20 protein-coding genes are annotated in these 23,891 nt (G+C 67.0%); 8 read left to right on the forward strand and 12 right to left on the reverse strand.

Going from position 1 to position 23,891, the window contains the following annotated elements; genetic code table 11:
• Positions 1-500: 500 nt before the first annotated feature.
• Positions 501-1,259, reverse strand: coding sequence for a zinc-dependent metalloprotease (locus tag OV287_RS15625; protein ID WP_267534815.1), 759 nt, complete (start codon positions 1,257-1,259; stop codon positions 501-503).
• Positions 1,260-1,810: 551 nt separating this feature from the next.
• Here OV287_RS15625 and OV287_RS15630 point away from each other — a divergent pair.
• Positions 1,811-2,998, forward strand: a complete 1,188-nt coding sequence (locus OV287_RS15630) for a DUF6068 family protein (protein WP_267534816.1) — start codon at positions 1,811-1,813, stop codon at positions 2,996-2,998.
• Positions 2,999-3,195: 197 nt separating this feature from the next.
• Here the strand turns inward: OV287_RS15630 and OV287_RS15635 are convergent, their stop codons facing one another.
• The 3 genes from OV287_RS15635 to OV287_RS15645 form a co-directional block, all read right to left on the reverse strand.
• On the reverse strand, positions 3,196-3,954 hold the full coding sequence (locus tag OV287_RS15635) for a zinc-dependent metalloprotease (RefSeq protein ID WP_267534817.1): 759 nt from the start codon (positions 3,952-3,954) through the stop codon (positions 3,196-3,198).
• A 340-nt stretch (positions 3,955-4,294) separates the two neighbouring features.
• A complete protein-coding gene (locus tag OV287_RS15640; RefSeq protein WP_267534818.1) occupies positions 4,295-5,098 on the reverse strand; it encodes an alpha/beta fold hydrolase in 804 nt (267 codons plus the stop codon).
• A gap of 77 nt (positions 5,099-5,175) precedes the next feature.
• A complete protein-coding gene (locus OV287_RS15645; protein WP_267534819.1) occupies positions 5,176-6,915 on the reverse strand; it encodes a rhomboid family intramembrane serine protease in 1,740 nt (579 codons plus the stop codon).
• A gap of 55 nt (positions 6,916-6,970) precedes the next feature.
• Here OV287_RS15645 and OV287_RS15650 point away from each other — a divergent pair, with 55 nt between their 5' ends.
• Positions 6,971-7,690: a hypothetical protein gene (locus OV287_RS15650; protein WP_267534820.1), complete on the forward strand. Its 720-nt coding sequence runs from the start codon at positions 6,971-6,973 to the stop codon at positions 7,688-7,690.
• Positions 7,691-7,747: 57 nt separating this feature from the next.
• On the opposite strand, the gene OV287_RS15655 is transcribed toward OV287_RS15650, so the two are convergent.
• The gene (locus OV287_RS15655; RefSeq protein ID WP_267534821.1) at positions 7,748-8,761 is read right to left on the reverse strand and encodes a GlxA family transcriptional regulator; all 1,014 of its coding nucleotides are present in this window, start codon (positions 8,759-8,761) and stop codon (positions 7,748-7,750) included.
• A 94-nt stretch (positions 8,762-8,855) separates the two neighbouring features.
• Here OV287_RS15655 and OV287_RS15660 point away from each other — a divergent pair, with 94 nt between their 5' ends.
• A complete protein-coding gene (locus tag OV287_RS15660; protein ID WP_267534822.1) occupies positions 8,856-9,674 on the forward strand; it encodes a dienelactone hydrolase family protein in 819 nt (272 codons plus the stop codon).
• 51 nt (positions 9,675-9,725) lie between these two features.
• On the opposite strand, the gene OV287_RS15665 is transcribed toward OV287_RS15660, so the two are convergent.
• The 3 genes from OV287_RS15665 to OV287_RS15675 all read right to left on the reverse strand — a co-directional run bounded on the left by OV287_RS15665 (position 9,726) and on the right by OV287_RS15675 (position 12,595).
• A complete protein-coding gene (locus OV287_RS15665; RefSeq protein WP_267534823.1) occupies positions 9,726-10,604 on the reverse strand; it encodes a sigma-70 family RNA polymerase sigma factor in 879 nt (292 codons plus the stop codon).
• Complete coding sequence (locus OV287_RS15670; RefSeq protein WP_267534824.1) at positions 10,594-11,055, reverse strand: carboxymuconolactone decarboxylase family protein; 462 nt, start codon at positions 11,053-11,055, stop codon at positions 10,594-10,596. The genes OV287_RS15665 and OV287_RS15670 overlap by 11 nt, the downstream gene beginning before the upstream one ends.
• Before the next feature lie 274 nt (positions 11,056-11,329).
• Entirely contained in the window at positions 11,330-12,595 is a 1,266-nt protein-coding gene (locus OV287_RS15675; RefSeq protein WP_267534825.1) for an alpha/beta hydrolase family protein, read from the reverse strand.
• Positions 12,596-12,947: 352 nt separating this feature from the next.
• On the opposite strand from OV287_RS15675, the gene OV287_RS15680 reads away from it, so the two are divergent.
• Together OV287_RS15680 and OV287_RS15685 are read left to right on the forward strand one after the other, a co-directional pair.
• Positions 12,948-15,071, forward strand: coding sequence for a prolyl oligopeptidase family serine peptidase (locus tag OV287_RS15680; RefSeq protein ID WP_267534826.1), 2,124 nt, complete (start codon positions 12,948-12,950; stop codon positions 15,069-15,071).
• Positions 15,072-15,164: 93 nt separating this feature from the next.
• Positions 15,165-17,600 carry a helicase-related protein gene (locus OV287_RS15685; RefSeq protein WP_267534827.1) on the forward strand — a complete coding sequence of 812 codons (2,436 nt, stop codon included), beginning with the start codon at positions 15,165-15,167 and terminating at the stop codon, positions 17,598-17,600.
• 15 nt (positions 17,601-17,615) lie between these two features.
• Here OV287_RS15685 and OV287_RS15690 read toward each other — a convergent pair whose 3' ends face one another.
• The 4 genes from OV287_RS15690 to OV287_RS15705 form a co-directional block, all read right to left on the reverse strand.
• Positions 17,616-19,001: a formimidoylglutamate deiminase gene (locus OV287_RS15690; protein WP_267534828.1), complete on the reverse strand. Its 1,386-nt coding sequence runs from the start codon at positions 18,999-19,001 to the stop codon at positions 17,616-17,618.
• A gap of 15 nt (positions 19,002-19,016) precedes the next feature.
• Entirely contained in the window at positions 19,017-19,814 is a 798-nt protein-coding gene (hutG, locus tag OV287_RS15695; RefSeq protein WP_267534829.1) for an N-formylglutamate deformylase, read from the reverse strand.
• Between the two features lie 50 nt (positions 19,815-19,864).
• A complete protein-coding gene (locus OV287_RS15700; protein WP_267534830.1) occupies positions 19,865-20,353 on the reverse strand; it encodes a GFA family protein in 489 nt (162 codons plus the stop codon).
• Between the two features lie 81 nt (positions 20,354-20,434).
• Positions 20,435-21,058, reverse strand: coding sequence for a zinc-binding dehydrogenase (locus tag OV287_RS15705; protein WP_267534831.1), 624 nt, complete (start codon positions 21,056-21,058; stop codon positions 20,435-20,437).
• Here OV287_RS15705 and OV287_RS15710 point away from each other — a divergent pair.
• The 3 genes from OV287_RS15710 to OV287_RS15720 all read left to right on the forward strand — a co-directional run bounded on the left by OV287_RS15710 (position 21,000) and on the right by OV287_RS15720 (position 23,890).
• The gene (locus OV287_RS15710) at positions 21,000-21,815 is read left to right on the forward strand and encodes a LysR family transcriptional regulator (RefSeq protein WP_267534832.1); all 816 of its coding nucleotides are present in this window, start codon (positions 21,000-21,002) and stop codon (positions 21,813-21,815) included. The two genes, OV287_RS15705 and OV287_RS15710, sit on opposite strands and share 59 nt — an antisense overlap.
• Before the next feature lie 198 nt (positions 21,816-22,013).
• The gene (locus tag OV287_RS15715) at positions 22,014-22,478 is read left to right on the forward strand and encodes a PaaI family thioesterase (RefSeq protein ID WP_267534833.1); all 465 of its coding nucleotides are present in this window, start codon (positions 22,014-22,016) and stop codon (positions 22,476-22,478) included.
• Complete coding sequence (locus tag OV287_RS15720; protein ID WP_267534834.1) at positions 22,475-23,890, forward strand: MFS transporter; 1,416 nt, start codon at positions 22,475-22,477, stop codon at positions 23,888-23,890. The genes OV287_RS15715 and OV287_RS15720 overlap by 4 nt, the downstream gene beginning before the upstream one ends.
• Position 23,891: the final 1 nt, after the last annotated feature.

Here is a 23,891-nt window from a genome sequence, read left to right on the forward strand (position 1 = left end):
GGTTGGACGCTGTCGCCTGGGGTCACCAGCCGCGACCGCGCGTCCTTTCCCATGAGCAACCCTTGGGCCAAGAGTTGGAGACGCCGGAAAACAGGGACTTAGCTGGCAATGCAAGATTAGCCCTGGAGCAGGGATGTACCGGCCGTCCTGGGACTTCTTGTAAAGAGTCCTGACGTTTCCTGGTGAATTGTCCGTTGGCTCAATGGGTTGCGCGCACGACATCCAGACCGTCCGAGTCTCGGACGGGGTGCTCATCAATCGGACAGTAGGCCCACACCCCGGGTTTCAGGGGGCCTCACTGCCGATGATGCGCATGGGATTGTCGGGGCGAATCTGGCTTGGGCAGGAAGCAAGGAAATGTCTGCCAACACACTACAGTGGCAGACCCGCGGAGCCGCGGGCACCGGAGGCTCACAGGCCGTGAAGCCCAGGAGACCGGTGCCCGCGAGAATCGCACCCCACAGAGCCAGGACTGGACTCGGGGGCTGAAGCGCCAGCTCTCAGTACAGGTAGTTCAGCGCGGTGCGGTCAGAGCTGGTCCAGGTGCCGGTCGAGCTCGAGCTGAAGCAGGAGTTCATGACCGAGCCGCCCGACGTGGCCGTGCTGGGCGTGCCGGGGATGAGGATGGCGCCCACGCCGGCGGTGCCCTCGTTGGTGGCGGCGCCGCCGCAGCTGATGGAGCGGTTGTAGTAGTCAGAGTGACGGAAGCCGATGCAGTGGCCGAGCTCGTGGCTGATGACGTGCTTGTTCACGCCCGCGCTGTAGCTCTGCAGGCCGGTGCCGATGTTGATGGTGCCGTAGGGCTTGCCACCCGAGGGGAAGCCCGCGGAGCCGCCGGCGCCGGACATGGTCGTCGCGGTGATGTTCGCGCTGCAGCCGGTGGACGGGCCACGCACCATGGTGAAGGAGAGGCCCAGGTTGTTGTAGTTGGCAATGGCCGCATCAAGGCCCGCGCTCAGACGGCTGTAGCTGTTGAACGTGGAGGTGGGGTTGATACAAATCTTCGTGATGCCGCTCATGAGATTGGTAGTCCGGTACTGCTCGACGGTCTCATTGCCGGTCTGGAGCATCTCGCGGGAGGCCTCGAGGGTCACGTGAGCGTCGCGACCCACGAACACGGCATTGTCGACGACCATGATGTCGTCAGCCGGAAAGCCGGCCTCGACCAGGTTGGAGACGATCTCCTGGTTCTCGTTCTGCTCGCCACCACAACCGACGAGGGCAATACCAGCCAGCAACGCCATGGAAAGCTTACGCATGGAGGCTTCCTTTTCGGGGGACTACAGGGGGTTGGACGCTGTCGCCTGGGGTCACCAACCGCGACCGCGCGCCCCTTCCCATGAGCAACCCTCGGGCCAACACCCGGACACACCGGAAAAACAAGGACTTGGTTGGCAACGCAAGATTGGCCTTGGAGCACGGATGCACCGGCCGCCTCGAGGCTTTTTGTAAAACGCTCTGACGTTTTGTGCTGAAATATTTGTGGTCACAAGTGTTTGTGCGCATAGCACTTGAGCTGTCCGAATCTCGGACGGGGTGCTCATCAATCGGACAGCGGGTCCACGCCCCGGGTTTCAGGAGCGCCACACCACCCGTGATGGAGCGGGTACACCTCTGGCGCGGTGCAGCATTGCCACGAGGATGTGCATCCCCGGTCCCGTGTCTTCCTTTCAGCCCAGAGAGGCCGAGCCGATACGGGTACAGCGCGCATGCCGGCACCTTCCCGCATCATCTTGGGTGCGCGGTAACACCTGCTCGCGGCTCCGGCGAAAGATGGGCGTGAATACACTCCCGGTGTATCAAGTCGCACATGCATATGCGCCACTCCTCCTTCCCCATCGCCGCGCTGCTGGGCGCGGCCCTGTCCTTCCTTCCAGGCTGCGAGAGCACGAAGTCGAGCAGCCCTTCCCCTTCCGACACCCAGGCCCAGGAGACCACTCCCATGCAGGCCGCTGACGCCTGGAAGCGCGCCAGCGTGGGCGACCGGGTCACCTACTCCTTCTCCGCGACTCAGGGTCCCGAGCCTCGCGGCGGTGGCGGCACCGCGCGCACTCTTGGCGGTCTGCTGACGCTGGAGGTGGTGGCCGTGCAGCAGCCTTGGGTCTGGGTGCGCCTGGCCTACACCGACGAGGCCGGCAAGCCCCTGGCCCACCCGCGGCTGGCACAGGACCTCGTCCTCCCCGTGCGCGCGGACACGACGCGCCCGCTCGACGTGCCCCACGCGGGCGAGGCCTCCGCCGAGAAGCCCTCCAGCGCGGGCCGCACCTGGGAGGCCACGCGCTACGTCAGCGACCAGCGCCCCGTGGATGGCCCCCTGAGCGCGCGCGTGTACGCCAACGAGCCGGGCCCGCTCTACCTCACCCACGGCCTGCTCGAGGCGAGCACCGAGGCGTCCGGCTTCCACCTCCCGGGCGGCGTCAAGCTGACGCTGCGCGAGTTCCGCGAGGGCTCGGCCGGTGCCAACGCCTCGGTGCCCGCGCTGGAGCGGCCCCTGGGTCCGGGCGCGTACTACGACCGGCGCGTGGACGTGGGTCCCTCTCCCAGCGTGCAGCGCGTGTGCTTCGCCGCCGAGCGCGGCTACATCCTTCGCGCCGAGGGCCCCATCGACACCAACGCCGCCCCTTGCTCCGACTTCTCCCAGGCCACGCCGGAGCCCCTCGAGGAGGTGCTGATGAGCCTGCCCTGGGATGTGCTGTCCTCGGGGGATTGGCCTCCCGCCACCGCTGCGTCCGGCACCCGTGGCACCTTCACCGCGGAGGACCGCAACGTGTCCGCCCTGACCGAGCAGCGCACCGAGAACGTCGAGGGCACCCAGCGCGTCTTCTCGGATACCTACGCGGCCGAGCCGTGGGCCCCGTCGCTCGCGGGCCTGCCCTATGAGGCGCGCTTCCAGTCGCTCTCCAACAGCGCCGAGCGCGTGGTCGCCGGTGGCAAGCGTGAGTCCGAGGGCGGCACGCGGCTCGTGCGGTGGGGCTCGTGGCTCGGCGGCCAGAAGTGACGCCAGCCTTCGGGTGACCGGACGCGGGGGAGGGCAGCACATCCAGCGGCTGCCCACCTCCGGCCTCTTCGGATTCCCGCAGGCCTGAAAAGCCGCGGGCACCGCAGTTCCTCAGGCCGAAACGCCCGGGAGTACGGTGCCCGCGAGGATTGGGCCCCCAGAGTCCTAGACGGACCAGGGGGCTGTAACGCCTGCTCTCAGTAGAGGTAGGCCAGCGCGGTGCGGTCGGAGCTGGTCCACTCGCCGGTCTCGGACGAGCTGAAGCAGGAGTTCATGATCGACCCACCCCGCGAGGCCGTGGTCGGCGTGCCGGGGATGTGGATGGCACCCACGTTCGAGGCGCCCTCGTTGGCGGCGGAGCCGCCGCAGCTGATGGACCGATCGTAGTAGTCCGAGTGGCGGAAGCCGATGCAGTGGCCGAGCTCGTGGGTGATGACGTGCTCGTTCACGTCATCGCTGTAGCTCTGCAGCCCGGTGCCGATGTTGATGGTGCCGTAGGGCTTGCCGCCCTTGGGGAAACCAGCGGAGCCGCCGGTGCCGGTCGTGGTCTTCGCGCTGATGGTCGCGCTGCAGTCGGAGGCCGAGCCCCGCACCATGGTGAAGGAGAGCCCCTGGCTGTTGTAGTTCTCGATGGCCAGATCGAGCCCCGCGCTGAGGCGGCTGTAGCTGTTGAACTGGGAGGTGGGGACGACGCAGATCTTCGTGATGCCGCTCATGAGATTGGTCGTCCGGTACTGCTCCGCGCTCTCCTTGCCGGGCTGGAGCATCTCGCGGGACGCCTCGAGGGTCACGTGAGCGTCGCGACCCACGTACACGGCATTGTCGACGACCATGATGTCGTTGGCGGGGAAGCCGGCCTCGACCAGGTTGGAGATGATCTCCTCGTTCTCGCTCTGCTCGACGCCACAACCGACGAGAGCAACACCAGCCAGCAACGCCATGGAAAGCTTACGCATGGAGGCTTCCTTTTCCGGGGACTACACGGGGTTGAACGCTGCCGCCTGGGGTGACCAGCCGCGACTGCGCATTCTTCGCATCAGCAACCTTCGGGCCAGCACCCCGGCACACGAGAAAACAAGAATTTAGCAGGCATACCCGACTAGCACCGGAGCATGGATGAGCCAGCTCTCCTAAGAATTTTGTAAAGAGCCCTGACGTTCCCTGGTGAATTGTCCGTTGGCTCAAGGGGTTGTGAACGCACACTCGGATTGTCCGAATCTCGGGCAGGGTGCACATAAATCAGACAGTGGACCCGCACTTTGAGTTTCAGGAGAGCCACACCACCGGTCCCCCATGTCACCCAATGGATGCAGGTGTGCGCTGATGACTGGGGGACTGGCTCTCGGCGCGAGCAGCTTTCACTACATTCTCAATGGCTTGAATCACAACTCCAGGCTCGGTCATCTGCGGGAAATGGCCGCTGCCGCTGGCGATGATTTGGTGGCCTCGTGGCGACAGACGCGCGAGCGCGTCCTGATGCTGCGCACGAAGCTGCAACGCCTGTGGCGAAGACATCCAGCCCGGAGGTGTCTTCCCACCCGATATCACGCAGAGGGGAACGTTCGGGAACGCAGCCGCTGCGTTGAGCTGCGTGACCGTCTGTTGCTCGTTGCTCACCTCGTCGTTGGGATCAGGGCGCGAGAAGAGGTTGAGCATGCCGTTGACGATGCGCTGGGCCGTCGACTGATGGGTCTTCATCATCCCAATGTCGTCGGGCGCAGCCGCTTCGAGGAATACGACGCCAGCAACATCATTGGGATACAGCCGGGCGAAGAGGTTCGCATGCAGGCCGCCGAACGAATGGCCGACCAACACGTAGGGTGGCTTGACGCCCAGCTCGCGCAGGAGGTTCCACAAGGTACGCACGACTGTATGGCCAGTCTGCGGCTCCAAAGGACGTGGGCTTCCGCCTACGCCCGGGCGGTCGTACGCCACGACCGTGCCGAGCTTCTCAATCTCCGGATAGAGCCTGTACCAGCCTTCGAGCGGGCCACCGGCGCCGTTGAGCAGCACGATGGCCGGCGCTCCTTGCCCAACCATCGTGTACGTCAGTTTCTGACCCTCGACCACGGCCTCGCGCTTCTTTGGAAGATGCTTCATTTGACCCCACGCATAGGAATCGAAACTTGGGTGTTAGGTGTCAAGGCAAACAGCGGGGCAACGGCGTCATGAATCCGTCAGCGCGGAAGCGCTGAGTGCGGTGCCTCGCAGGTGCCCAGGGCTTCTTTGACCTCGTCGGGCTCCACTTCGGGCAGGCCCTTCAGCTGGAGCGCCTGCTCCTGGGCCTCCGCGCAGCGGCCTTCGGCCACCAGCCACCGGATGGCCGGCACGCGGATCTCGACATCCTCCAGCTCCGCCTTCTTCAACCAGTCCTCGCGCCAGGCGCCCGAGCACGCCGCCAGGCGAGGATGCGTGGAGCAGAGCTGGAAGCGGGCCCGAGTGGATTCCCACTCCCACCCATCCTCGCGGGTCTCCAGCCCTGAGAAGATCGCCAGGGCCTCCTCGTAGCGCCCGACCTCCTGCAAGGCCGCGGCATACTCGTAGGCGCGCTGCGGAGCATTCTGTTGCTTCGACCACGCTTCCCGTCGGCCCTTGAGCTCCGCCGATTCGGACAGTCGGACGGTTCTCAACGCGGCCTCGTAGAAGGCCTCGCGGGGCGGCGCCATGGTGCGCTGCGTGTACCAGCCGATCCGGTAGATCCGGGCTCCCTCCACGCGCGCTTGCTCGAAAACGCGGCGGTTCTTCGCAGTGAACGTCCAGGCCCGCCAGCCCTCCTGCAGGGCCGGGAGCTCGCTCGGGATGACGGATTCTCCCAGCCGGCGCTCCCAGTCCTGCTGCAGTAGCTCGGGATCCAGCTCATCCGGCTGTCGGAGCAGATGAGAGGCGGCGAAGAGGGCACTGTCGGAGCTCGGACCCACCTGCCACGCGTCCAGCCCCGCGAGCGAGCCCGGGTGCTTGGCCATGCGCCAGCAGAGCGACAGCTCCAGCCCGTGCTTGGGGACTCCGCCAGGCCGGTTCAGGGCGCACAGCAGCGTCGGCGACGAGGCCAGCAGCCACGCCAGCCCCGCCGGGAGCGCCAGCAGGCCCAGGCAGACGCCCAGCGCGCGGAGCCGCGTGAGGCCCAGGCCCGTGCGAGGCGCCAGCGTCTCCGGGAGGACCCACAACGATACGGCCAGGCCTCCGAAGTAGCCGCCGACATGGGCCAGCACCGAGACGTTCGGAGCCGAAAAGCCGGGCATCAGGAAGAAGGCGCACAGGATGTAGGAGCGCCAGCCGTAGGCGCTGCGCTGGTTGCTCGGGATGGCCTCTTTCAGCCGCAACCCCAGGCCGAGCTGGGCACCCCAGGCGCCGAAGGCCAGCGACGACGAACCCACGGCCGGCAGTGCCGAGAAGGGGACGAGGAGCAGCGCCGCCCCCAGGCTCGCTCCGAGCAGCACCTGCACCAGCCCCGTCATGCCCAGCACGCGCTCCACCCGGAAGCAGCAGTAGGCCAGGAGCGGCAGGTTGAGGACGAGGTGCCGGAGGTCGGCATGGAGCCAGGGCGCCGTCCACGCGCTCCACCAGGCCGCCTCGAGGATGGTCGACTCGAACCCGACAGCACCCCTCCTCGCGAGCTCCAGCCCCCGCTGGCTGAGCCAGACCTCAAGGAAGAAGGCCAGGATCAGCAGCAGGCACAGGAGTGAGGTGGCCCACGGGACGGGCCTCCTCGCCAGCCGCGCCGCCGCCCGGGCCGCTGGTGCATCCACGGCGCTGGTCAGTGTCGCGATCGTTTCGAGCCGGGCGAACTCCGTTCCCGTCCAGGGCGCGTAGCGGACTTCGGCCGAGCAGGGCAGCCGCCCCTGACGGAGCTCCTCCTCCAACTCCGAGGGATGCAGGAAGGACTCCTCGTCACCCACTCGCAATTCCGCCTGTTGCATCAACCCCCCAGTCGTGTTTCTCCATCCTGGCACAATGCCGAGGATTGATAGCCGCATGAGAGCCTCCGTAGTGGCCGTGGTGACGTTGATGCTGCTCGCCGCCCCCGCTGTTCACGCCGATGAGCCGGTGATGTCCACCTCGGCCGACCTGGATGGTGACGGTAAGCCGGAGGCCATCTCCGTTCAGTGGGCCGATGGCGACGCGCAGTTCGTCCTCAAGGTGGGTAGCGCCACTGTCCGGGGAAAGACGAACGACGCCGAGGTGCGCGGCGTGTTCATCACCGACGTCGATGGCAGCGACAAGTGGAAGGAAGTCGCCGTCCACATGGGGCTCACCGACGATGATTCCCGCAACACCGTCTACGGCTTCGACGGCAAGACGTTGAAGGAGATGGGCAGCGTCCGGACTCTCACCGAGGTGCGTGGCAACGGAATCGTACTCTCCGACAGCTGGATGGGCTTCTGGAACCTTCGCGAGAAGTACTCCCTGGATCGCAAGGCGTGGAAGCTCAACCATGTTCCCCAGGAGCTTTACTTCGTCGGCACCGAGGCCACCGTAAAGCAGTCCTTCCCGATCGTTCGCAGCCATAAGGACAAAGCCGTGGTGGCCAACCTGGCCCAGGGATCGAAGATCCAAGTGCTCGCCGCGATGCCCGTGGGTGCCAAGAGGTATGGTGATTACTGGTACCTCGTGAAGTCCTCCACCGGGCTGCTTGGATGGACTCAGGTGCAGAACCTCCACGACAAGACCGAGGGGCTGCCCTGGGCGGGTTGAGCCGCGAGTCCGTCTCAACTCGGCCGTGCAGCACCAGGTCCTCTTGGGGGACTCAGTTCAGCGCTTGCGGGCGTCCGCGCTGCGCGCTCGCCGCGCGTGCGGTGCTTCGCCGGTTTCGCGCCGAAAGATGCGCCGGAACGCCGCCGCATCGGCATAACCGACTTGAGCCGCGATCTCGTCGACCGATCGCCGCGTGGTCTCGAGCAAATGCACAGCCTGGGCGATCCGCAACCGCTGTGCGAAGCGCAGGGGGGTCGTGCCCAACGCTTTCTCGAGTTTGCGAGCGAGCGTTCGCGGTGACGTGGCCGTGGCGCGAGCCATCTGCGGTACCGTGAGCTGTCGCTCGAGGTTGGACCCGATGAAGCGCTCGAGCGCCCGAATCACGGGGTCTGCGCTCCGGAGGTGCTCCATGACCATGTAGCGTGCCTGCGATGCGCGCTCATCGAGCACCAGATATTGGGCGACCCTATGCGCGAGCGAGGGGCTCAGTGTTTGGGCCAGGAGCGCGAGCATCAGGTCCGCATGGGCGAACGCGGAACCGGCAGTCAAGACACGACCTGACGTCACCACCATCTGATCGGTGCGCAAGGTGACGCGCGGGAAGCGCTGCGCAAACGTCGGGCCGAGCCACCACGTCGTCGTCGCTTCGCGACCGTCGAGCACCCCCGCGGTAGCGAGCACGAACGTTGCCGAGCAGGACGCGGCGACTCGCACACCTCTCGCAGCTGCACGTGCGACCAGCTCGGTGGCGCGGGCGATGTCTGGGCGCTCGAGCGCGGCAGCGATCTCGGGTGCTGTCGGCATCCCGAGTCCCGGCAATACGAGCACATCGCCCGAGCCCAGGCCACGCAACTCGAGTGCGCCATCCACCGTCAGGGTGCGATTGGCCGCGGTTCGAACTGGCGCACCGTCGATGGACACGATGCGCGTGCAAGTCGGCAAGCGGCTCTTGGGAAGCTCGACGAGCCCTGCGTGCACGATGCGCGTCGCTGCGCCCAGGATGTCGAGAGCGACTCCCACCGGGCCATCGGCGACCCCGTCGAACACGAGCTGTGTGACGCTGCCTGTCATCTGGCAAGAATAGACCGGAAATAGTCGTTCCTGCCAATGGCGGGTGGAGCCCGGTCACCCCATCATTGTGCGCATGAAAGAGCCGCTCAACCGCATGCCCAAGCGCAACGTGAACGAGGACGATCCACTCGACGACTTCACTCGCCGCTCGATCACGCTCGATGACATCACGAAGGGGGTGTATGTGGCCGGCACCGGGCCGGCGGTGATCGTGATGGCCGAAATGCCCGGCATCAGTCCTCAGGTCGCTCGCTTCAGCCGCTGGGTTCGCGATGCGGGGTTCACCGTATACATGCCTTCGCTTTTCGGCCGCGATGGCGCTGTTCCCCAAGCGGAGGAAGGCGCTGCGGTGCTGAAGCGCGCTTGCGTCAGTGCCGAGTTCCGCGCCTTTGCTGCCAACGCCTCGAGCCCGGTGACACGGTGGTTGCGCTCGCTCGCGAAGCTGGCGCATGAGGAGTGCGGCGGCCCGGGCGTGGGCGCAATTGGCATGTGCTTCACCGGCAACTTCGCGCTCACGATGATGCTCGAGCCCTCGATGCTCGCTCCGGTGTTGTGCCAGCCGTCGCTGCCGCTCGATGACCCGGGCGGGCTCGAAATCGCGCCCGATGAGCTGGCCACGGTTCGAAATCGTCTCCAGCGCGACGACCTCACCGTTATCGGCTACCGCTTCGAGGGCGATCGGTTCTGCACGGCACAGCGGTTCGCCGCGTACGCTGAAGCACTCGGAGACCGCTTTGTGGCGCGCGTGCTTCCCGCGAGCGCGGCCAACCGGGAACCGCCGCCCTTCTTCGAGCGTGTGGTGGCCAGTCCGCACAGCGTGGTCACCGCCCACCTGATCGATGAAGCGGGCCAGCCAACGCTCATGGCGCGCGACGAGATCCTGTCGTTCTTCGCAAAGCGGCTTGCCGGCTGACGATTCGGGCACCCCGAGGACGGCCCAGCGCTCCATTCAGACGTACGTCTGTCAGGATGGGTCGTCCTTGCGCACTGCCTGGAGGATCGTGTGCAACTTGTCGGGGTTGCGCGTGATGTAGATGGTGGCGATCCGGCCCTCCTCAATAGCGAGGGCGGTGGTCTGCCACACGCCGTCGGCTTCGATCGTCACGAACCCGGGCAGCCCGTCGATCAGCCCCTCGTACACGAGGCGGGAGGCGTTGGGCCCCGTGCGCCGCACCAGTCCCTCGAGCATGCGGAGGTTCTTCTCCCGTCCGTAGATGGGATTGAGGGCCGCACGCGTCTTGCCACCGCCGTCGGAGTACAGGACCACCTCTTGGGCGAGCAGTGCCTGGAGCGCGCCCAGGTCTCCGCTCCGGGACGCGGTGAAGAACGCCGAGGCCAATTCGCGGCCCTGGTCCTCGGTCACGGGAAAGCGCGGCCGGGCCTCGCGCACGTGGTTCCGGGCGCGGCTGGCGAGCTGTCGGCAGGCCGCGGGGTCGCGCCCGATGGCCTTGGCCACCTCGTCGAAGTCCATGCCGAACACGTCGTGCAGCAGGAACGCGGCTCGCTCCAGAGGAGACAGGCGCTCCAGGGCCATCATCAGGGTTAGCGTCAAGTCATCGCCCTCCACGGGCTCGACGATGGGCTCGGGCAGCCACGTGCCCACGTAGTGTTCGCGCTGGACGCGGGCGGACTTCATGACGTCCAGGCACAGACGGGTCACCGTCCGCACGAGCACGGCCTCGGCGTCCCGGACGGCGGCGCGGTCTGTCTGGTGCCAGCGCAGATAGGCTTCCTGCACCACGTCCTCCGCCTCCGCGACACTCCCCAGCATCCGGTAGGCGATGCGGAGAAGGCGCGGGCGGAGTGGATCGAAGGTGTTCGCGGGATTGTTGTCAGGCTGCATCACTGCGCGAGGCTACCGGATGGATGCTTCGGAAGCCGATGGCGATTCGATTCCAGGCGTTGATGGTGGAGATCGCCAGGGTCAGCTTGACCCTCTCCTCTTCGGAGAAGTGCGCCTTGACTGCCTCGTAGTCCGCGTCCGGCGCATGGGTCTGGGAGACGAGCGTCAGGGCCTCGGTCCAGCCCAGGGCCGCCCGCTCGCGGTCCGTGTAGAGGGGCGACTCGCGCCAGGCGTCCAGCAGATAGATCCGCTCCTCGCTCTCTCCGTGCGCGCGGGCGTCACGGGTGTGCATGTGGATGCAGAAGGCGCACCCATTGAGCTGCGAGGAGCGGATCTTGACCAGCTCCAGGAGGCTCTTCTCGAGTCCACTGCCCTCGACCTTCTCGCTCAGGGAGATCATGGCCTTCATCAGTTCGGGTGCTGCCTGGAAGGGATTCAACCTCGGGTGCATGTGCGGCTCCGTTCAGGGCAGAAAAGCCTGCCCACGCCCCCAGGACGAATTACCCGGGCCCGCTGTGACATGGCACCCTCAATCAGGACATCAGGGCGGTGCCCGGCAGCGGCAAGGACTCGGCCGCCCGGTATGCCGCTTCCTAGGCTTTGGTCCTCAGCCTCTCCAGCCCGTCGAGGAGCATGGGGAGGAAGCCCCGTGCCGCACTTGCATACTCGGAGCGGTCGAGTGGGAAGTTCAGCTCCTGGAGCGTGAAGCCGTCACACCTGACCGGTTAGTGGCGCAGCAACCACGCCGCGAACGGCCTCCAGGCGAGTGTCGGCGCGTCCTCCGCGTACAGGAGATCTCCATGGCCGAAGTCCTCGGCGACCCGGTCCGGCCCGAACCGACGGATGACGAGCGTGGTGACGTCGGTCGACGAGACCCTCGTCGTCGAGTACAGGCCGTGGTCGCCAAACCCGCTAGCGGCGCCGAGGTAGAAAAGCGGGACGCGGATATTCGAGAGCTCGGGCCTCGGCGAAGTGCCGCACCAGATGTCATCGAAATCCGCGGCCTCGCGCAGGGCCTGGTGTGGCGGCGCACTGGCGAACCACGCGCTCACCCTGTCTTCGGACGACTCGCGCATCGCCGAGACATTGCCGTCGGCATCGAGGAGGGGCGCACTCAAGTGGTACGTGTGCGTGTACGGCGCGAGCAGCCAGGTCTGCCCCGCCAACGTGAGCAACACCCCGCGATTCGTGTAGGACGGGAACAAGGGCGACGGCTCGAGGGGCGCGCTCCGAGCCAGCAGGCCCGCCGTGATGAAGAAGCTGTTGCTGGAGTCGGTCACTCCCTGGGCGAGCGCGTCGCGCTCCGCCTCGGCATTGGCGCACGCAAAGGCCCGCAGGTCGGCATCCTCGGGCGCGAGGTCGTAGTAGATGTCGAGCGCGGCGATCGCCGAGACGTGGCGGCCATCGGCGGCGGCGTACGCGTAGGTGAGTTGGGCGCCATGCGAGAATCCGCCGAGAACGATTCGGCCCGGGTCCCGGTCGGTGACGGTCCGCGTCGACCGTGCGAAGGCCAGCGCGACAGCGGTGTCTCCGAGCGCCTGGTTGACGCCCATCTCACCCATGTCGGAGATATCACCGTCAGCGGTGGGGAGCGTCCAGCGCCGATCGACGCCCCATGTGTCGATGCCGCGGGACACCAGATATGGGGCGAGCCCCGGGGCCGACGACGCGGGATTGCCGAGCGACGGCATGAAGTTCGTGACGAAGTTGGCGAAGTCTCCGTGCAGCAGCATGACTGCGCGCTGGGTCGGACGCGGTCGCCACGGCGCGAGTTCGCGGACGACGCGGTGGATGCGCACGCGTGCGTTCGGCGTGGAACCAACGCGGATGTCGAATTGATAGTGATAGATGTCGTCGGTGACGTGCTCGCGCGTCACCGCGAACGGTGCGCGAACAGACGAGAGCTGTTCAGCTTCGGTATGCGTGAGGGGGGACGCCCATGCGGGTGCGCATGCGACGAGCATGGCGATTGCGAGACCAAGACGAGACATTGCGAGACTTTCTGAGGCGGAGCCGGTGTCGAGCATGATCTGAGCCAGCCCGATCCCGGGTGGGAGGGGAGGCACCTCACTCGTGAAGAGCCCCTGGCTTGACTGTTCCTGGGTATTAAACGGGCCGGGTTCCCTGGCATATCGGCCAGGAAGGGGGGGCACGGATTTTCTTTCGGACACCTGAGCTCAGCGACTGTGCCCGGTGGCTCTGGCAACTGCCTCGGGGGTGCTGGAGCGGATGGCTTCTCCCGCCGTCATGCACTTCAGCAACTGGCCCTTGCTACCCGTAGTGTATGTACCGGGACGAGGCAAGCCGCAGCAGGTGGGTCGCGCGGCGGCAGAGGAGCTCCTGATGAAGAACCTGAACCAGGCCCTGGAATTTCCCACAGCGCGACGCGATCCGGAGCGCGGCTACACGCTGCATGGCAGGCGGTTTGACGACCCGTACTCTTGGCTGGAGCAGCTCGACGCCGCGGAGACCCAGGCGTGGATCGCGGAGCAGGAAGCCGTCACGCGCGCTGTGCTGTGCTCGGTGCCGGGACGCGAGGGGCTCCGGGCAGTGGTGGCTCGTTCAGCGCGCTATGCGCGGCTCTCGCCACCGATTCCCGCCGGGCCGCAGGGGCGCGAGTTTCTCTGGCAGGCGGATGCCAGCGACGACAAGCTCAAGTTCATGCTCCGGCGCGGCAAGGGCGCGCCGCTCGAGGCGGTGCTCGACCCCAACACGTGGGCGAGCGACGAGGCACTGGTCTTCGCCGTGCCTTCCCCCGACGGTGCGCTGGTCGCGTTCGGGAAGGCTGTTGGCAGCACCCACGCCGCGGTGATTCACGTGCTCGACGTCGATACGGGGCGGCTGCTTCCAGACCGGCCTCGCGGTACGAGCCACTCGTCGCTGGCCTGGCGACCCGATGCGTCAGGGTTCTTCTATGCGGCGTGTCCCGAACCGGGCGAGGTGCCCGCGGGCGATGAGGCGCACTGGAACGCCATCTACGAGCACCGACTTGGGTCCGGCGTGCCGGCTCGCCGGGTCTTCGGTGATGACCACGCGAAAGAGTACTGGTGCTCGGTCAAGATCAGCGAGTGCCGCCGTTTTGCCGTGCTCTACAAGTGGGACTACGTGCACGCCAACGTCGTCTACCTCCTGCGCCTCGCCGATGACGTGCTGGTGCCGGTGGCTCCCGCCATGCGGTCTCTCAACCAGGTGCAGGTGATCGGCGACTCGCTGCTCGTCCAGACTGACCTGGACGCGCCGCGCGGCCGTCTCTGCGTCGCGTCGCTGAATGCGCCGACAGAGTGGCGGACGCTCATCCCCGAAAACGAGGACACGCTGCAGACGGTCGCTGGCGTTGGCGGCCGGCTCTACGCCGTCTACTCGCATGCAGCGTCGCATCGCGTGCGCATCCACGCCGAAGATGGCACCTACCTTCGCGACCTCGTGCTGCCAGCCCTTGGCTCGGTGAATCGCAACGAAGGAGAGGGCATCATCAGCGGCATCAGCGGTGCCTGGAGCGGCGACGAGGTATGGGTGAGCTTCATGTCGTACGTGCAGCCCCCCTCGGTCTATCGATATGACTACGCGACGGATCGCCTGTTGCCGTACCACATCCCCGACGTCGGGCTCGACGCGTCCGAGTATGTGACAGACCAGGTCTGGTACGAGTCGGCCGACGGTACGCGGGTCTCGATGTTCATCATCCACCGGAAAGGCTTGCCCCGCGACGGGTGCCAGGCCGTGCGCCTGAGCGGCTACGGTGGCTTCAACATCTCGGTGGAACCGCGCTTCACAGCGCTTCACGCGGCCTGGCTGAAGCTGGGTGGCGTGCTCGCCTTCGCCAACGTGCGAGGTGGCGGTGAGTACGGCCGTGCCTGGCACGAGGCGGCACTCAAGACGCGGCGGCAGAATGCCTTCGACGACTACATCGCGGCGGCGCGTTGGCTCGTCTCGGCGGGCTACACGACGCCCTCCAGGCTCGCCTCCCGCGGCAACAGCAATGGCGGTCTGCTCGTCGCCGTCACCGCCATGCAAGCACCCGAGGCCTTCGGCGCTGTCTACTGCCGCGCGCCCACCCTCGACATGCTGCGCTTTCCGAGCTTCGGCTTCATGAGTACGGCGACCGTCGAATACGGCTCGCCCGAAGATCCCATCGAGGGTGCATATCTCGCTGGATATTCGCCCTATCACAACGTCCGAGCCGATCGCCGCTATCCCGTGATGACCTTCGTGTCGGCGTTGAACGATCGGGTCGCGCCGCCGCACGATCCGCTCAAGATGGTCGCCAGGCTCCAGGCGGAAGGCACGCAGGGCGGACCCTATTTCCTGCTGCCGCTCCGGGACTCGGGACACGGCGGAGGCACCACGCTGACGGCGCTCGTCGAACAAGACGTCGACGAGTTGAGCTTCTACTGCTGGGCGCTCGGCGTCGCACTGCCCACGCCGGGCGAGGCCGCGGAGACTGGGAGTTCAAACTCGACCGCCTGAGCCTCGAGGAGCGGCGCTCGAGGGAGCCGTGCTCGCTCTCTCGGTAGGCTAAAGCCCCGCGCGGAGGAGCAGGCTTGAGGTTAGACTTCGCCAATGAACTTCAGCCCCTCCAGCCGGTCCTCCGTCGTCGTGGCGGAGCTGGGGCCTACCAATACGGGGAAGACCCACCGCGCCATCGAGCGCATGCTCGCGCACGACACGGGCATGATCGGCTTGCCGCTCCGCCTGCTCGCTCGCGAAGTCTACGACCGGGTGACCGCTCGCGTGGGCGAGGGGCGGGTCGCCTTGATGACGGGGGAAGAGAAGCGCCTGCCGCCACGCCCCGATTATTGGATTTGTACGGTCGAGGCGATGCCGACCGATCGACAGGTCGACTTCCTGGCCGTAGATGAAATCCAGCTCGCCGCCCACCGTGAACGTGGGCACGTCTTCACCGATCGATTGCTCCATGCGCGTGGGCTCCGGGAGACCTGGTTCCTCGGCGCGGACACGATGCGGCCCATGGTCCAGGCGCTCATCCCTCAGGCTTCAGTGAAGCGCGCCACCCGCCTGTCTCAGCTTCGCTATTCCGGGCGTCGCTCCCTGAAGAGCCTTCCTCCGCGCTCGGCTGTGGTCGCGTTCTCCGCGGACCGCGTGTACGAGCTGGCCGAAGCGTTGCGTCGCCTCCGGGGCGGGGTTGCGGTGGTGTTGGGCGCGCTCTCCCCAAGGACGCGGAACGCCCAGGTGGCGATGTATCAGGCAGGGGAGGTTCAGTACCTCGTGGCCACCGATGCCATTGGGATGGGTCTGAACCTCGACCTCAACCACGTTGCCTTCGCGGCGTTCTCCAAGTTCGACGGTGCCGAGCAGCGAGACCTCTTCCCGGACGAAATGGCCCAGATCGCAGGCCGTGCCGGGCGCCACTTGAATGACGGGAGCTTCGGAACCCTGAACACGCTGCCCGAGCTGCCTCCGCGGGTGGTCTCGGCCATCGAGTCGCACCGGTTCCCGTCGGTACGGAGTCTCATCTGGCGCAATGCAACGCTCGATTTCTCGAGCCCAGAGTCCCTGCTCGATTCGTTGTCACGAGCTCCAGGCCACAATGCCTTTGTCCGGGTGGAGCGCGCGGACGACTTCGATGCGCTCAGAGAGCTGTCGCGCGTTCCTGCCATTCGCGAGGTCTCCACCGACCGGGCCACGGTCGAGTTGCTGTGGCAGGTCTGCCAGATTCCGGATTTTCGCAAAGGGCTCTTCGGTCAGCACGTTGCGCTGTTGCGTGAGACCTTCCTTCAGCTCTCTGAGGGGGACGGGAAGCTGGAACAGGCCTGGCTGGCCAAGCAGGTGTCGCCGCTCGATGATGTTTCCGGTGACATCCACACCCTGATGGACCGGTTGGCCGCCATCCGCATCTGGACGTACATCAGTCATCGCTCGAGCTGGCTGCACGAGGCCGAGCAATGGCAGGAGCGCACCCGCCGCATCGAGGACGCGTTGGGTGATGCTCTTCACGAGCGGCTCGTGGAGCGCTTCGTGCAGCGGGCCGCGCGCAGGAGTGCACGCCGCTTTGTGAGAGCTGCCGAATCCCCTCCGCCCAAGTCGGACAGCCCCTTCGCTAAATTGGGGCTCCTGTTGGGCGAGACGTCGGGCGCTGACGGCGCGATGACAGAGGAGCAGTTCGTCCAGCGAGTGGTCGACGCGACGCATGAGGCCTTCGAAGTGGACGCCTCAGGAAGCATCTTGTTCGAAGGGCAGCCGCTGGCCCGGCTGGTTCGCGGGAAGGATCGGCGTTCACCGCAGATTGCGCTGGCGGAGCCGGAGGTTTGGACCGGAGGCGCGCGGCGGCAGCTCGAGCGCCGGTTGATGGCGTTGGCGCGGGACCTTGTCACCGAAGCCATGGGGAGCTTTCCAGCAGAGGCCCTCACCGGAGGGGACCGCTTGCCGGCGATGCGTGGCCTCGCCTACCGCCTGGCCGAGGGGCTGGGAGTGATTTCCCAAGCTGAGGCGCGCGAGCAGTGGCGGCTCCTGGACGATGAGTCACGAGCGCGCTTGAAGACGCTGGGCATCCGCGAGGGACAGCGCTTCCTCTATGTCGCCGAGGCGCTCGCACAGCATGCGCTTGAACGGCGCTGCATGCTGACGGCGCTGTTCCAGCAGAGTCCGTCACCCAAGGGCATTCCGCGAGAACCGGTGCTCGAGGTCGCGGAGCTTGGTGGCCGGGATGCGCGAGCCTTCGGGTATGAGGTGCTCGGTACCGTGGCGTTGCGGCTCGATGTCGTCGAGCGACTCAGTGAGGCCCTGCGCCATCCGTCCGGTGCTTCGCAGGTGCACACGCTGATGCAAGAGCTGCGTCTGGAGAGCGGTGTTCGCGCGCGAGTGCTGCGAGAGCTCGGAGGGCAGTCCGGGGGTGCACCGCAGAAGCGGAGGAGGAGACGGCGGCGAGGGAAATCGCCAGCGGCGGCTCCTGACAAGAGTGGGTCCAACGGACAACCGGCTCACGCTGGCTCGCACCAGACGCCCCGGAGGAGCGGGGCAGGGGAGGGGGGCGTCTAGAGGCAGGAGGTTGGTTCAGGCCACCGCGAGCAGCCGGTCCAGCTCGCGCCGGTAACGCGCCAGAAGGGTGTCCTCCGAGGGGTGGTGCCGCTCGCGCACCACGAAGCGCCCGGCCACCATGACGTCGCGGACGCAATCGCTCCCACTGGCGAAGAGGTAGGAGTCGAGGAGCGCATCCCGCGTGCGCCCGTAGAGCTTGGGGTGGTCCGCATCGAGGACGACGAGGTCCGCCGGAGCCCCTACTTCCAGCCCAGGCGCGGACAGTCCCAGCGCTCGGGCACCGCCAGCCACGGCGGCGCGGTAGAGGCCCGCTCCTACCGAATCCTCCGAGCCTACGCGCAGCACGTTGCGGCGCCTTGCCACCAACCGTTGGCCGTACTCCAGCAGGCGCAGCTCCTCCGGTGCGCTGACGCTGATATGGCTGTCCGAGCCGATGCCGAACACGCCCCCCTGGCGCAGGTAGTCCACCGCGGGGAAGAGGCCGTCCCCCAGGTTGGCCTCCGTCGTCGGGCACAGGCCGGCCACGGCGCCGCTGGCGGCCAGTCGTGTCACCTCCTCGGGCGTGAGGTGCGTGGCGTGCACCAGGCACCACCGGGAGTCCACCGGCACGTGGTTCAACAGCCACTGCACGGGGCGCTCACCGCTCCAGCTCAGGCAGTCCTCCACCTCCTTGACCTGCTCGGCGATGTGGATGTGGAGCGGCGCCTGTTTGTCCAGTGAGTTGATGCCGGCGAGGGCCTCGTGCAGCTTCTCGGGCGTCACGGCGCGCAGCGAATGCAGCGCCAGGCCCACGCGCACCGAGGGCTCCGCGGCTGTTGCCCGCCGCACGGACTCCACGACGCCAAGCAACCCCTCCACCGTGTGCAGGAAGCGCTTTTGCCCCTCGGTGGGAGCGCGTCCACCGAAGCCACCGTGGGCGTAGAGCGTCGGCAGGTGCGTCAGCCGGATGCCTGTCTCGCGCGCGGCGGCCACGATGCGGTGTGAGTTCTCCGCACGGTCGGCATACGGTGCCCCATCCCGGTCATGGTGGAGGTAGTGGAACTCGGCGACAGAGGTGTAGCCGGCCTTCAACATCTCCAAGTACAGGAGCGCAGCCACCGCCTGCAGGCCCTCTGGAGTGAAGCGGGCGAGAAAGCGGTACATCGTGTCCCGCCACGTCCAGAAGTCGTCCTCGGTGCGGCCAGCCCGCTCGGCGAGTCCGGCCATGGCGCGCTGGAAGGCATGGGAGTGCAGGTTGGGCAGCCCCGGCACCACCGGCCCTCGGGCCTGTGTGCCCCCGGGCTGTGCCCCGCGCTCCACTGTGGTGATGACGCCCCGGTCATCGAACCGGAGCAGGACATTCTCCACCCAGCCCTCCGTCAGCAGCACGGAGGGGCAGAACAGGCTCGTCTCACGGCTCATGGGTGTTCCTCTCGCTCAGGAGCGGCCGCCGGAGCGGGCGAAGTCGGCCAGTACCTCGACGAAGCGCCGGAGCGTGGGCCGGAGGGCTGCTGCACGTTCCTCGCGGAAGGTGAAGGGCGCTTCCTCGTCCATGTAGTTGCACTGGGCCATCTCGAGTTGCACGGCGTGGTAGCCGGAGGCGGGCCGCCCGTAGTGGCGGGTGATGTAGCCACCCTTGAAGCGGCCGTTGAGGACGTGTGAGTAGTTGCTCATGGCGCACGTGGCCACCAGCCGCTCGCTGATTTCCGGCGCGACGCTCCGCCCGTCCGCGGTGCCGATGTTGAGATCAGGCAACCGACCTTCGAACAGCCGCGGGACGACCGAGCAGATGGAGTGTGCATCGAGCAGCACGGCGATTCCATGCTGTGCGTGGAACCCGGCCAGCGTCTGCTCGAGGCGCTCGTGGTAGGGGCGCCAGTACGCCTCGAGGCGGGCCTTGCGCGCGGCGGGCTCGAGAGCAGGGCCGGTGCGGTAGAGCGGGCGCCCGTCGAAGAGCGTCTCGGGGAAGAGGCCGGTCGTCGCGGTGGTGTAGAGCGGCGTGTCATCCGGCGGGCGGTTGAGATCGATGGTGTAGCGCGAGTAGCGGGCCACCAGCACGCTGGCGCCCACCTCCTCGAGGAAGTCATAGAGGATCGGCAGGTGCCAGTCGGTGTCCGGGAGGCTCTGGGCTTCGTCGGTGAGCCGCTCGTGCAGCCCCTCTGGGAGTTGAGTCCCCACGTGAGGCATGCTGACGAGCAACGGGATGCGTCCCGGTTTGAAGAGGTAGGGCTCCATGGGCCGCAAGTCTACGGGAGGGTAGGGGGGATGCCCAGGCTGCACACCTTCTAACTCGGGCTACCGGCTGGAGGGGGAGCCGGCTTCTTCGCCTGCTTCGCATACTCCGCCGTCAGCTCTCCATATTCGTTGAATGACGGCAGCTTCTCGAAGCTGTGAACCGCTGACGTGGTTGCCCAGGGGAGCTTCTCGCTCGTCCACGTTTCGATGAACGGTGTGAACCAGCTGGGATCGTCGAGCATCGTCGCGCGAACGTTGACGAACCAGTCGATGCCCTCGGGCCGTGTGAACATCCAGCTCATGCAGTACGGGCAGAAATAATGACGGGGCGCGCCGTGGAGGCCACCGATGACAGGCTCCCCCTTCGTGACCGAGAACCCTTCGCTTGGGATTGCGGCACTCAAGGAGAATGCGCTGGCGGTCATCCGCTGGCAGCCCGTGCAGTGGCAGGCCATGGTGAGGAGCGGCGGTGCGCTGATCCTCAGCCGCACCTGTCCACAGCGACATCCGCCTTCCCAAGGTAGGTTCCAGTCGAGCATGAGGGGATCCTTTGCCGTTTCCCTCAGCACTAAAACGGAGCGATTGCCGCCGTCAAAGGATCTTCTCTGGGGCGGATCGGCCTACAGGCGGAAGGCGAGCTTGCCCACCATCTTGCCGGACGCAACGGTCCGGTGTGCCTCGGCAAGGGCGGCGGGTTCCAGCACGCCCGCGTCCACCGTCAGGGTGGAGGTGAGCACGCCCTCATCCAACAAGTCGGCCACGCGGTCGAGGATGGTCTGCTGGGAGGCCAGGTCTCGCGTCTTGTACATCGACTTCGAGAACATGAACTCCCAGGAGAAGCTTGCCCTCTTGCTGAAGAGCTTCCCCATCGGCAGCGGCTGCTCGGGCTCCACGATGGACACGATGTGTCCTCCCGGAGCGATCAGCTCCGCCATCGTCTCGAAGTGCATGTCGGTGCCGACGCAGCAGAAGATGGCGTCCACGTTCTTCAGGCCGAGCGCTGCGAGATGCGCGGGCAAGTTCTCGCGGTGGTTCACCACGTGGTCCGCTCCCATCTTCTTCACCCAGTCCCGCGTGGTGTCGCGGGAGGCTGTGCCAATGACGGTCATCTTCGTCAGCCGCTTTGCCAGCTGCACGGCGAGCGACCCGACGCCTCCGGCCGCCCCGATGACGAGGAGGGTGCAGGTGTCGAGGCTCGAATCCCGGCTTGGGATACGGCTGCTCCAGCGCACCACTCGCCGCATGCAACTCACCGAGGCTGGTGCACGCTACTGCGAGCGTGCTCGCACCATCCTGGAGTCCATCGAGTCCGTTGAGCGCGAGGCGGAGAGTGTCCAGGAAGCGCCCCATGGAACGTTGCGCGTCACCGCGCCGACGGTGCTCGGCCAGGTGCGGGTGATGCCGGTGGTGCTTGCCTTCCAGCACGCGCATCCCACCGTGAAGGTTCACGCCGATTTCTCGGACCGCAGGTTCGATCTCATCGAGGAGGGCATCGACGTGGCCGTCCGCATCACGGCGCAGCCGCCGCCCGCCTTCGTGGCCCGCAGGCTCGATAACGACCAGCGCGTGCTCTGCGCCAGTCCCGGCTACCTTGCCCGAGGAGGCCGCCCCCGCAGGCCCGCCGAGCTCGCGAACCATGAATGCATTGTGTTCGTCGCGGGTCAGCCCGTGGAGACGTGGCTCCTGCGCGCCACGGAGGACGCGGAGCACACCACCCCCATCCGTATCTCGGGCCGGTTGCACGTCAACAACACCCACGCCCTCAGGCAGGCCGCGCTCGCCGGTCTCGGGATCGCCGACCTGCCGCGCTACCTCGTCGAAGAGGACCTCGTGGCCGGGCGGCTCGAAGCCGTCCTGGAGCGCTTCGTCCCTGTGGGACGCGGCGTGTTCGCCATCTACGCGCCGTCCCCCTATGTGCCGGTCAAGGTGCGCCGCTTCGTCGAGATGCTGGAAGAGACCTTTCAGCCAGGCCGGCCCCACGTCCGGCCGCGACGGCGGTGATGGGTCCTCCCGTGCGCCGGGCTATTCTCCGCAACGTCGCCGTCGCGCAACTGGTGGTTCCACCGCACGGTCGACCCTCGCGGTCGATTCCCTGGAACTGCCGGCCGCTTCATATTATGACCATAATGTCATGAGGAGCCAACCCGGGCATGCAGCGCGGGTGAGGCCTCATTGCGTGCGCCCAAACGAGGAGAAATCATGAACGGTCGAGTTTCTGCGCCCAAGACCACGCGGCACCTCCAGGACTTGGAGCGCATCATGCGGGGAGCGGCGTCTCCCCCGCCGATCGCTCAGTTGCTGGGGCTCACGCTCACCGGCGTCGAGACGGGTCGCGTCGTCGTCGAGATGGACGCCTCGGCGCGCCTGGCCAACCCCATGGGGACCCTCCACGGTGGTGTGATCTGCGACCTGGCCGATCTGGCCATGGGCGCGGCGATGGCCACCACCCTCGAGGATGAGGAGAGCTTCACCACGCTCGATCTCACGTCGAAGTTCTTCAAGCCCATCTGGAACGCGCGTCTCCGAGCCACCGGGCGGGTGGTCAAGCGGACGCGGACGCTCGGGCTGATCGAGTGCGACGTCGAGGACGACAAGGGCAGCCTCGTGGCCAAGGTGTTCAGCTCGTGCATGGTCCTTCGGGGTGACGAGGCTCGCGGGCGATGACAGCCACCACCTCTTCCCTGGAAGTCCAGAGCGCGCGCGAGGTGCGCCCGGGCGCCGTGCTCACGGTGCTTTCGGCTGCTGCGTTCCTGGCCGGCCTCGATCTCTTCATCGTGAACGTCGCCTTCGAGCACATGGGCCGAAGCTTCCGCGGGGCCTCGTTGGCGGACCTGAGCTGGGTGCTCAACGGGTACGCCATTGCCTATGCGGCGCTGCTCATTCCGCTCGGGCGTCTGGCCGACCGATTCGGGCGCAAGGCCGGGTTCCTGCTGGGTCTTGGATTGTTCACGGCCGCGAGCGCCGCCTGTGCGGCGAGCACCGGGCTTTGGGGCCTGGTCGTCTCGCGGGTTGCTCAAGCGGTGGGGGCGGCCCTGCTGACACCCACGAGCCTCGGGCTCCTGCTCAACGCCACGCCACCTGACAGGCGTGCGCGGGCGGTCCGGATCTGGGCGGCGGTCGGTTCGCTGGCCGCCGCGGCCGGCCCCGTTGCTGGCGGGTTGCTCGTCGAGCTCTCGTGGCAATGGGTGTTCCTCGTGAACCTGCCCGTGGGGGTCGTCGCGTTCCTCGCCGCCGTTCGCATCGTCCCGGACTCGCGAGACGCCGCACGCGGTCCACTGCCCGACCTGCCCGGCGCGGGGCTGCTCGGCCTCGCGGTAGGGGCGCTCTCGCTCGCGCTCGTCAAGGCGGAGGATTGGGGCTGGGGCGATGGGCGGACGGGGGCGGCGCTCCTGGGGTCCATCATCGCGGGAGGACTGTTCTGGTGGCGCTCGAGCGGGCACCCAGCGCCGGTCATCGAGCCCGCGCTGCTTCGAGTGCGGACCTTCGCATGGGCCAATCTCAGCGCGTTCGTGTTCAGCGTGGCGTTCTCCGCCAGCTTGCTGACCAGCATCCTGTGGATGCAGGACGTCTGGCAGTACTCGGCGGTGCTCACAGGCCTGGCGATTGCTCCTGGCCCGCTGATGGTTCCCCTGTTCTCCAGCATCGCTCAACGCCTCTCGCGCCGGGTCGAAGCGGGATGGCTCGTGGCCTCGGGATGCGGGGTCTTCGCGGTGGGCGCCGCCACCTCCACGATGTGGGTGGGAGCCGCGCCGAACTACCTGACCGGGCTGCTGCCGGGCTGGTTGCTGGCCGGGGCCGGCGTCGGCCTCGTGGTTCCCACGCTGTTGGCCTCGGCCACGGTTGAGCTCCCTCCAGCACGGACCGCCACGGGCAGCGCGATCGTCAACATGAGCCGCCAGGTCGGGTTGGCGCTCGGCGTCAGCTTGTTGGTGGCGCTGGTGGGCAACTCAGAGGGAGGCGAGCTGCGGGCCGCTTTCAGACACGTGTGGATGGCCGCGGCTTTGTTGGCGCTGTGCGCCGCTCCGTTGAGCCTCGGGGTGAACGCGTCCCGGGCGGCGACCCGTTCGAACGCATGAA

This window comes from Archangium lansingense, from assembly GCF_026626635.1.
In the GTDB taxonomy this organism is placed as follows: Bacteria; Myxococcota; Myxococcia; order Myxococcales; family Myxococcaceae; genus Archangium; species Archangium lansingense.

What these genes read in the sequence shown, in the direction of transcription:
- hutG (WP_267534829.1), bottom strand. Translation starts at nt 19,814, where the DNA reads ATGGAGCCCTACCTCTTCAAACCGGGACGCATCCCGTTGCTCGTCAGC.
- OV287_RS15690 (WP_267534828.1), bottom strand. Translation starts at nt 19,001, where the DNA reads ATGAGCCGTGAGACGAGCCTGTTCTGCCCCTCCGTGCTGCTGACGGAG.
- OV287_RS15670 (WP_267534824.1), bottom strand. Translation starts at nt 11,055, where the DNA reads ATGCACCCGAGGTTGAATCCCTTCCAGGCAGCACCCGAACTGATGAAG.
- OV287_RS15680 (WP_267534826.1), top strand. Translation starts at nt 12,948, where the DNA reads ATGAAGAACCTGAACCAGGCCCTGGAATTTCCCACAGCGCGACGCGAT.
- OV287_RS15630 (WP_267534816.1), top strand. Translation starts at nt 1,811, where the DNA reads ATGCATATGCGCCACTCCTCCTTCCCCATCGCCGCGCTGCTGGGCGCG.
- OV287_RS15660 (WP_267534822.1), top strand. Translation starts at nt 8,856, where the DNA reads ATGCCCAAGCGCAACGTGAACGAGGACGATCCACTCGACGACTTCACT.
- OV287_RS15705 (WP_267534831.1), bottom strand. Translation starts at nt 21,058, where the DNA reads ATGCGGCGAGTGGTGCGCTGGAGCAGCCGTATCCCAAGCCGGGATTCG.
- OV287_RS15650 (WP_267534820.1), top strand. Translation starts at nt 6,971, where the DNA reads ATGAGAGCCTCCGTAGTGGCCGTGGTGACGTTGATGCTGCTCGCCGCC.
- OV287_RS15640 (WP_267534818.1), bottom strand. Translation starts at nt 5,098, where the DNA reads ATGAAGCATCTTCCAAAGAAGCGCGAGGCCGTGGTCGAGGGTCAGAAA.
- OV287_RS15665 (WP_267534823.1), bottom strand. Translation starts at nt 10,604, where the DNA reads ATGCAGCCTGACAACAATCCCGCGAACACCTTCGATCCACTCCGCCCG.
- OV287_RS15625 (WP_267534815.1), bottom strand. Translation starts at nt 1,259, where the DNA reads ATGCGTAAGCTTTCCATGGCGTTGCTGGCTGGTATTGCCCTCGTCGGT.
- OV287_RS15655 (WP_267534821.1), bottom strand. Translation starts at nt 8,761, where the DNA reads ATGACAGGCAGCGTCACACAGCTCGTGTTCGACGGGGTCGCCGATGGC.
- OV287_RS15675 (WP_267534825.1), bottom strand. Translation starts at nt 12,595, where the DNA reads ATGTCTCGTCTTGGTCTCGCAATCGCCATGCTCGTCGCATGCGCACCC.
- OV287_RS15700 (WP_267534830.1), bottom strand. Translation starts at nt 20,353, where the DNA reads ATGCTCGACTGGAACCTACCTTGGGAAGGCGGATGTCGCTGTGGACAG.
- OV287_RS15720 (WP_267534834.1), top strand. Translation starts at nt 22,475, where the DNA reads ATGACAGCCACCACCTCTTCCCTGGAAGTCCAGAGCGCGCGCGAGGTG.
- OV287_RS15635 (WP_267534817.1), bottom strand. Translation starts at nt 3,954, where the DNA reads ATGCGTAAGCTTTCCATGGCGTTGCTGGCTGGTGTTGCTCTCGTCGGT.
- OV287_RS15645 (WP_267534819.1), bottom strand. Translation starts at nt 6,915, where the DNA reads ATGCAACAGGCGGAATTGCGAGTGGGTGACGAGGAGTCCTTCCTGCAT.
- OV287_RS15685 (WP_267534827.1), top strand. Translation starts at nt 15,165, where the DNA reads ATGAACTTCAGCCCCTCCAGCCGGTCCTCCGTCGTCGTGGCGGAGCTG.
- OV287_RS15715 (WP_267534833.1), top strand. Translation starts at nt 22,014, where the DNA reads ATGAACGGTCGAGTTTCTGCGCCCAAGACCACGCGGCACCTCCAGGAC.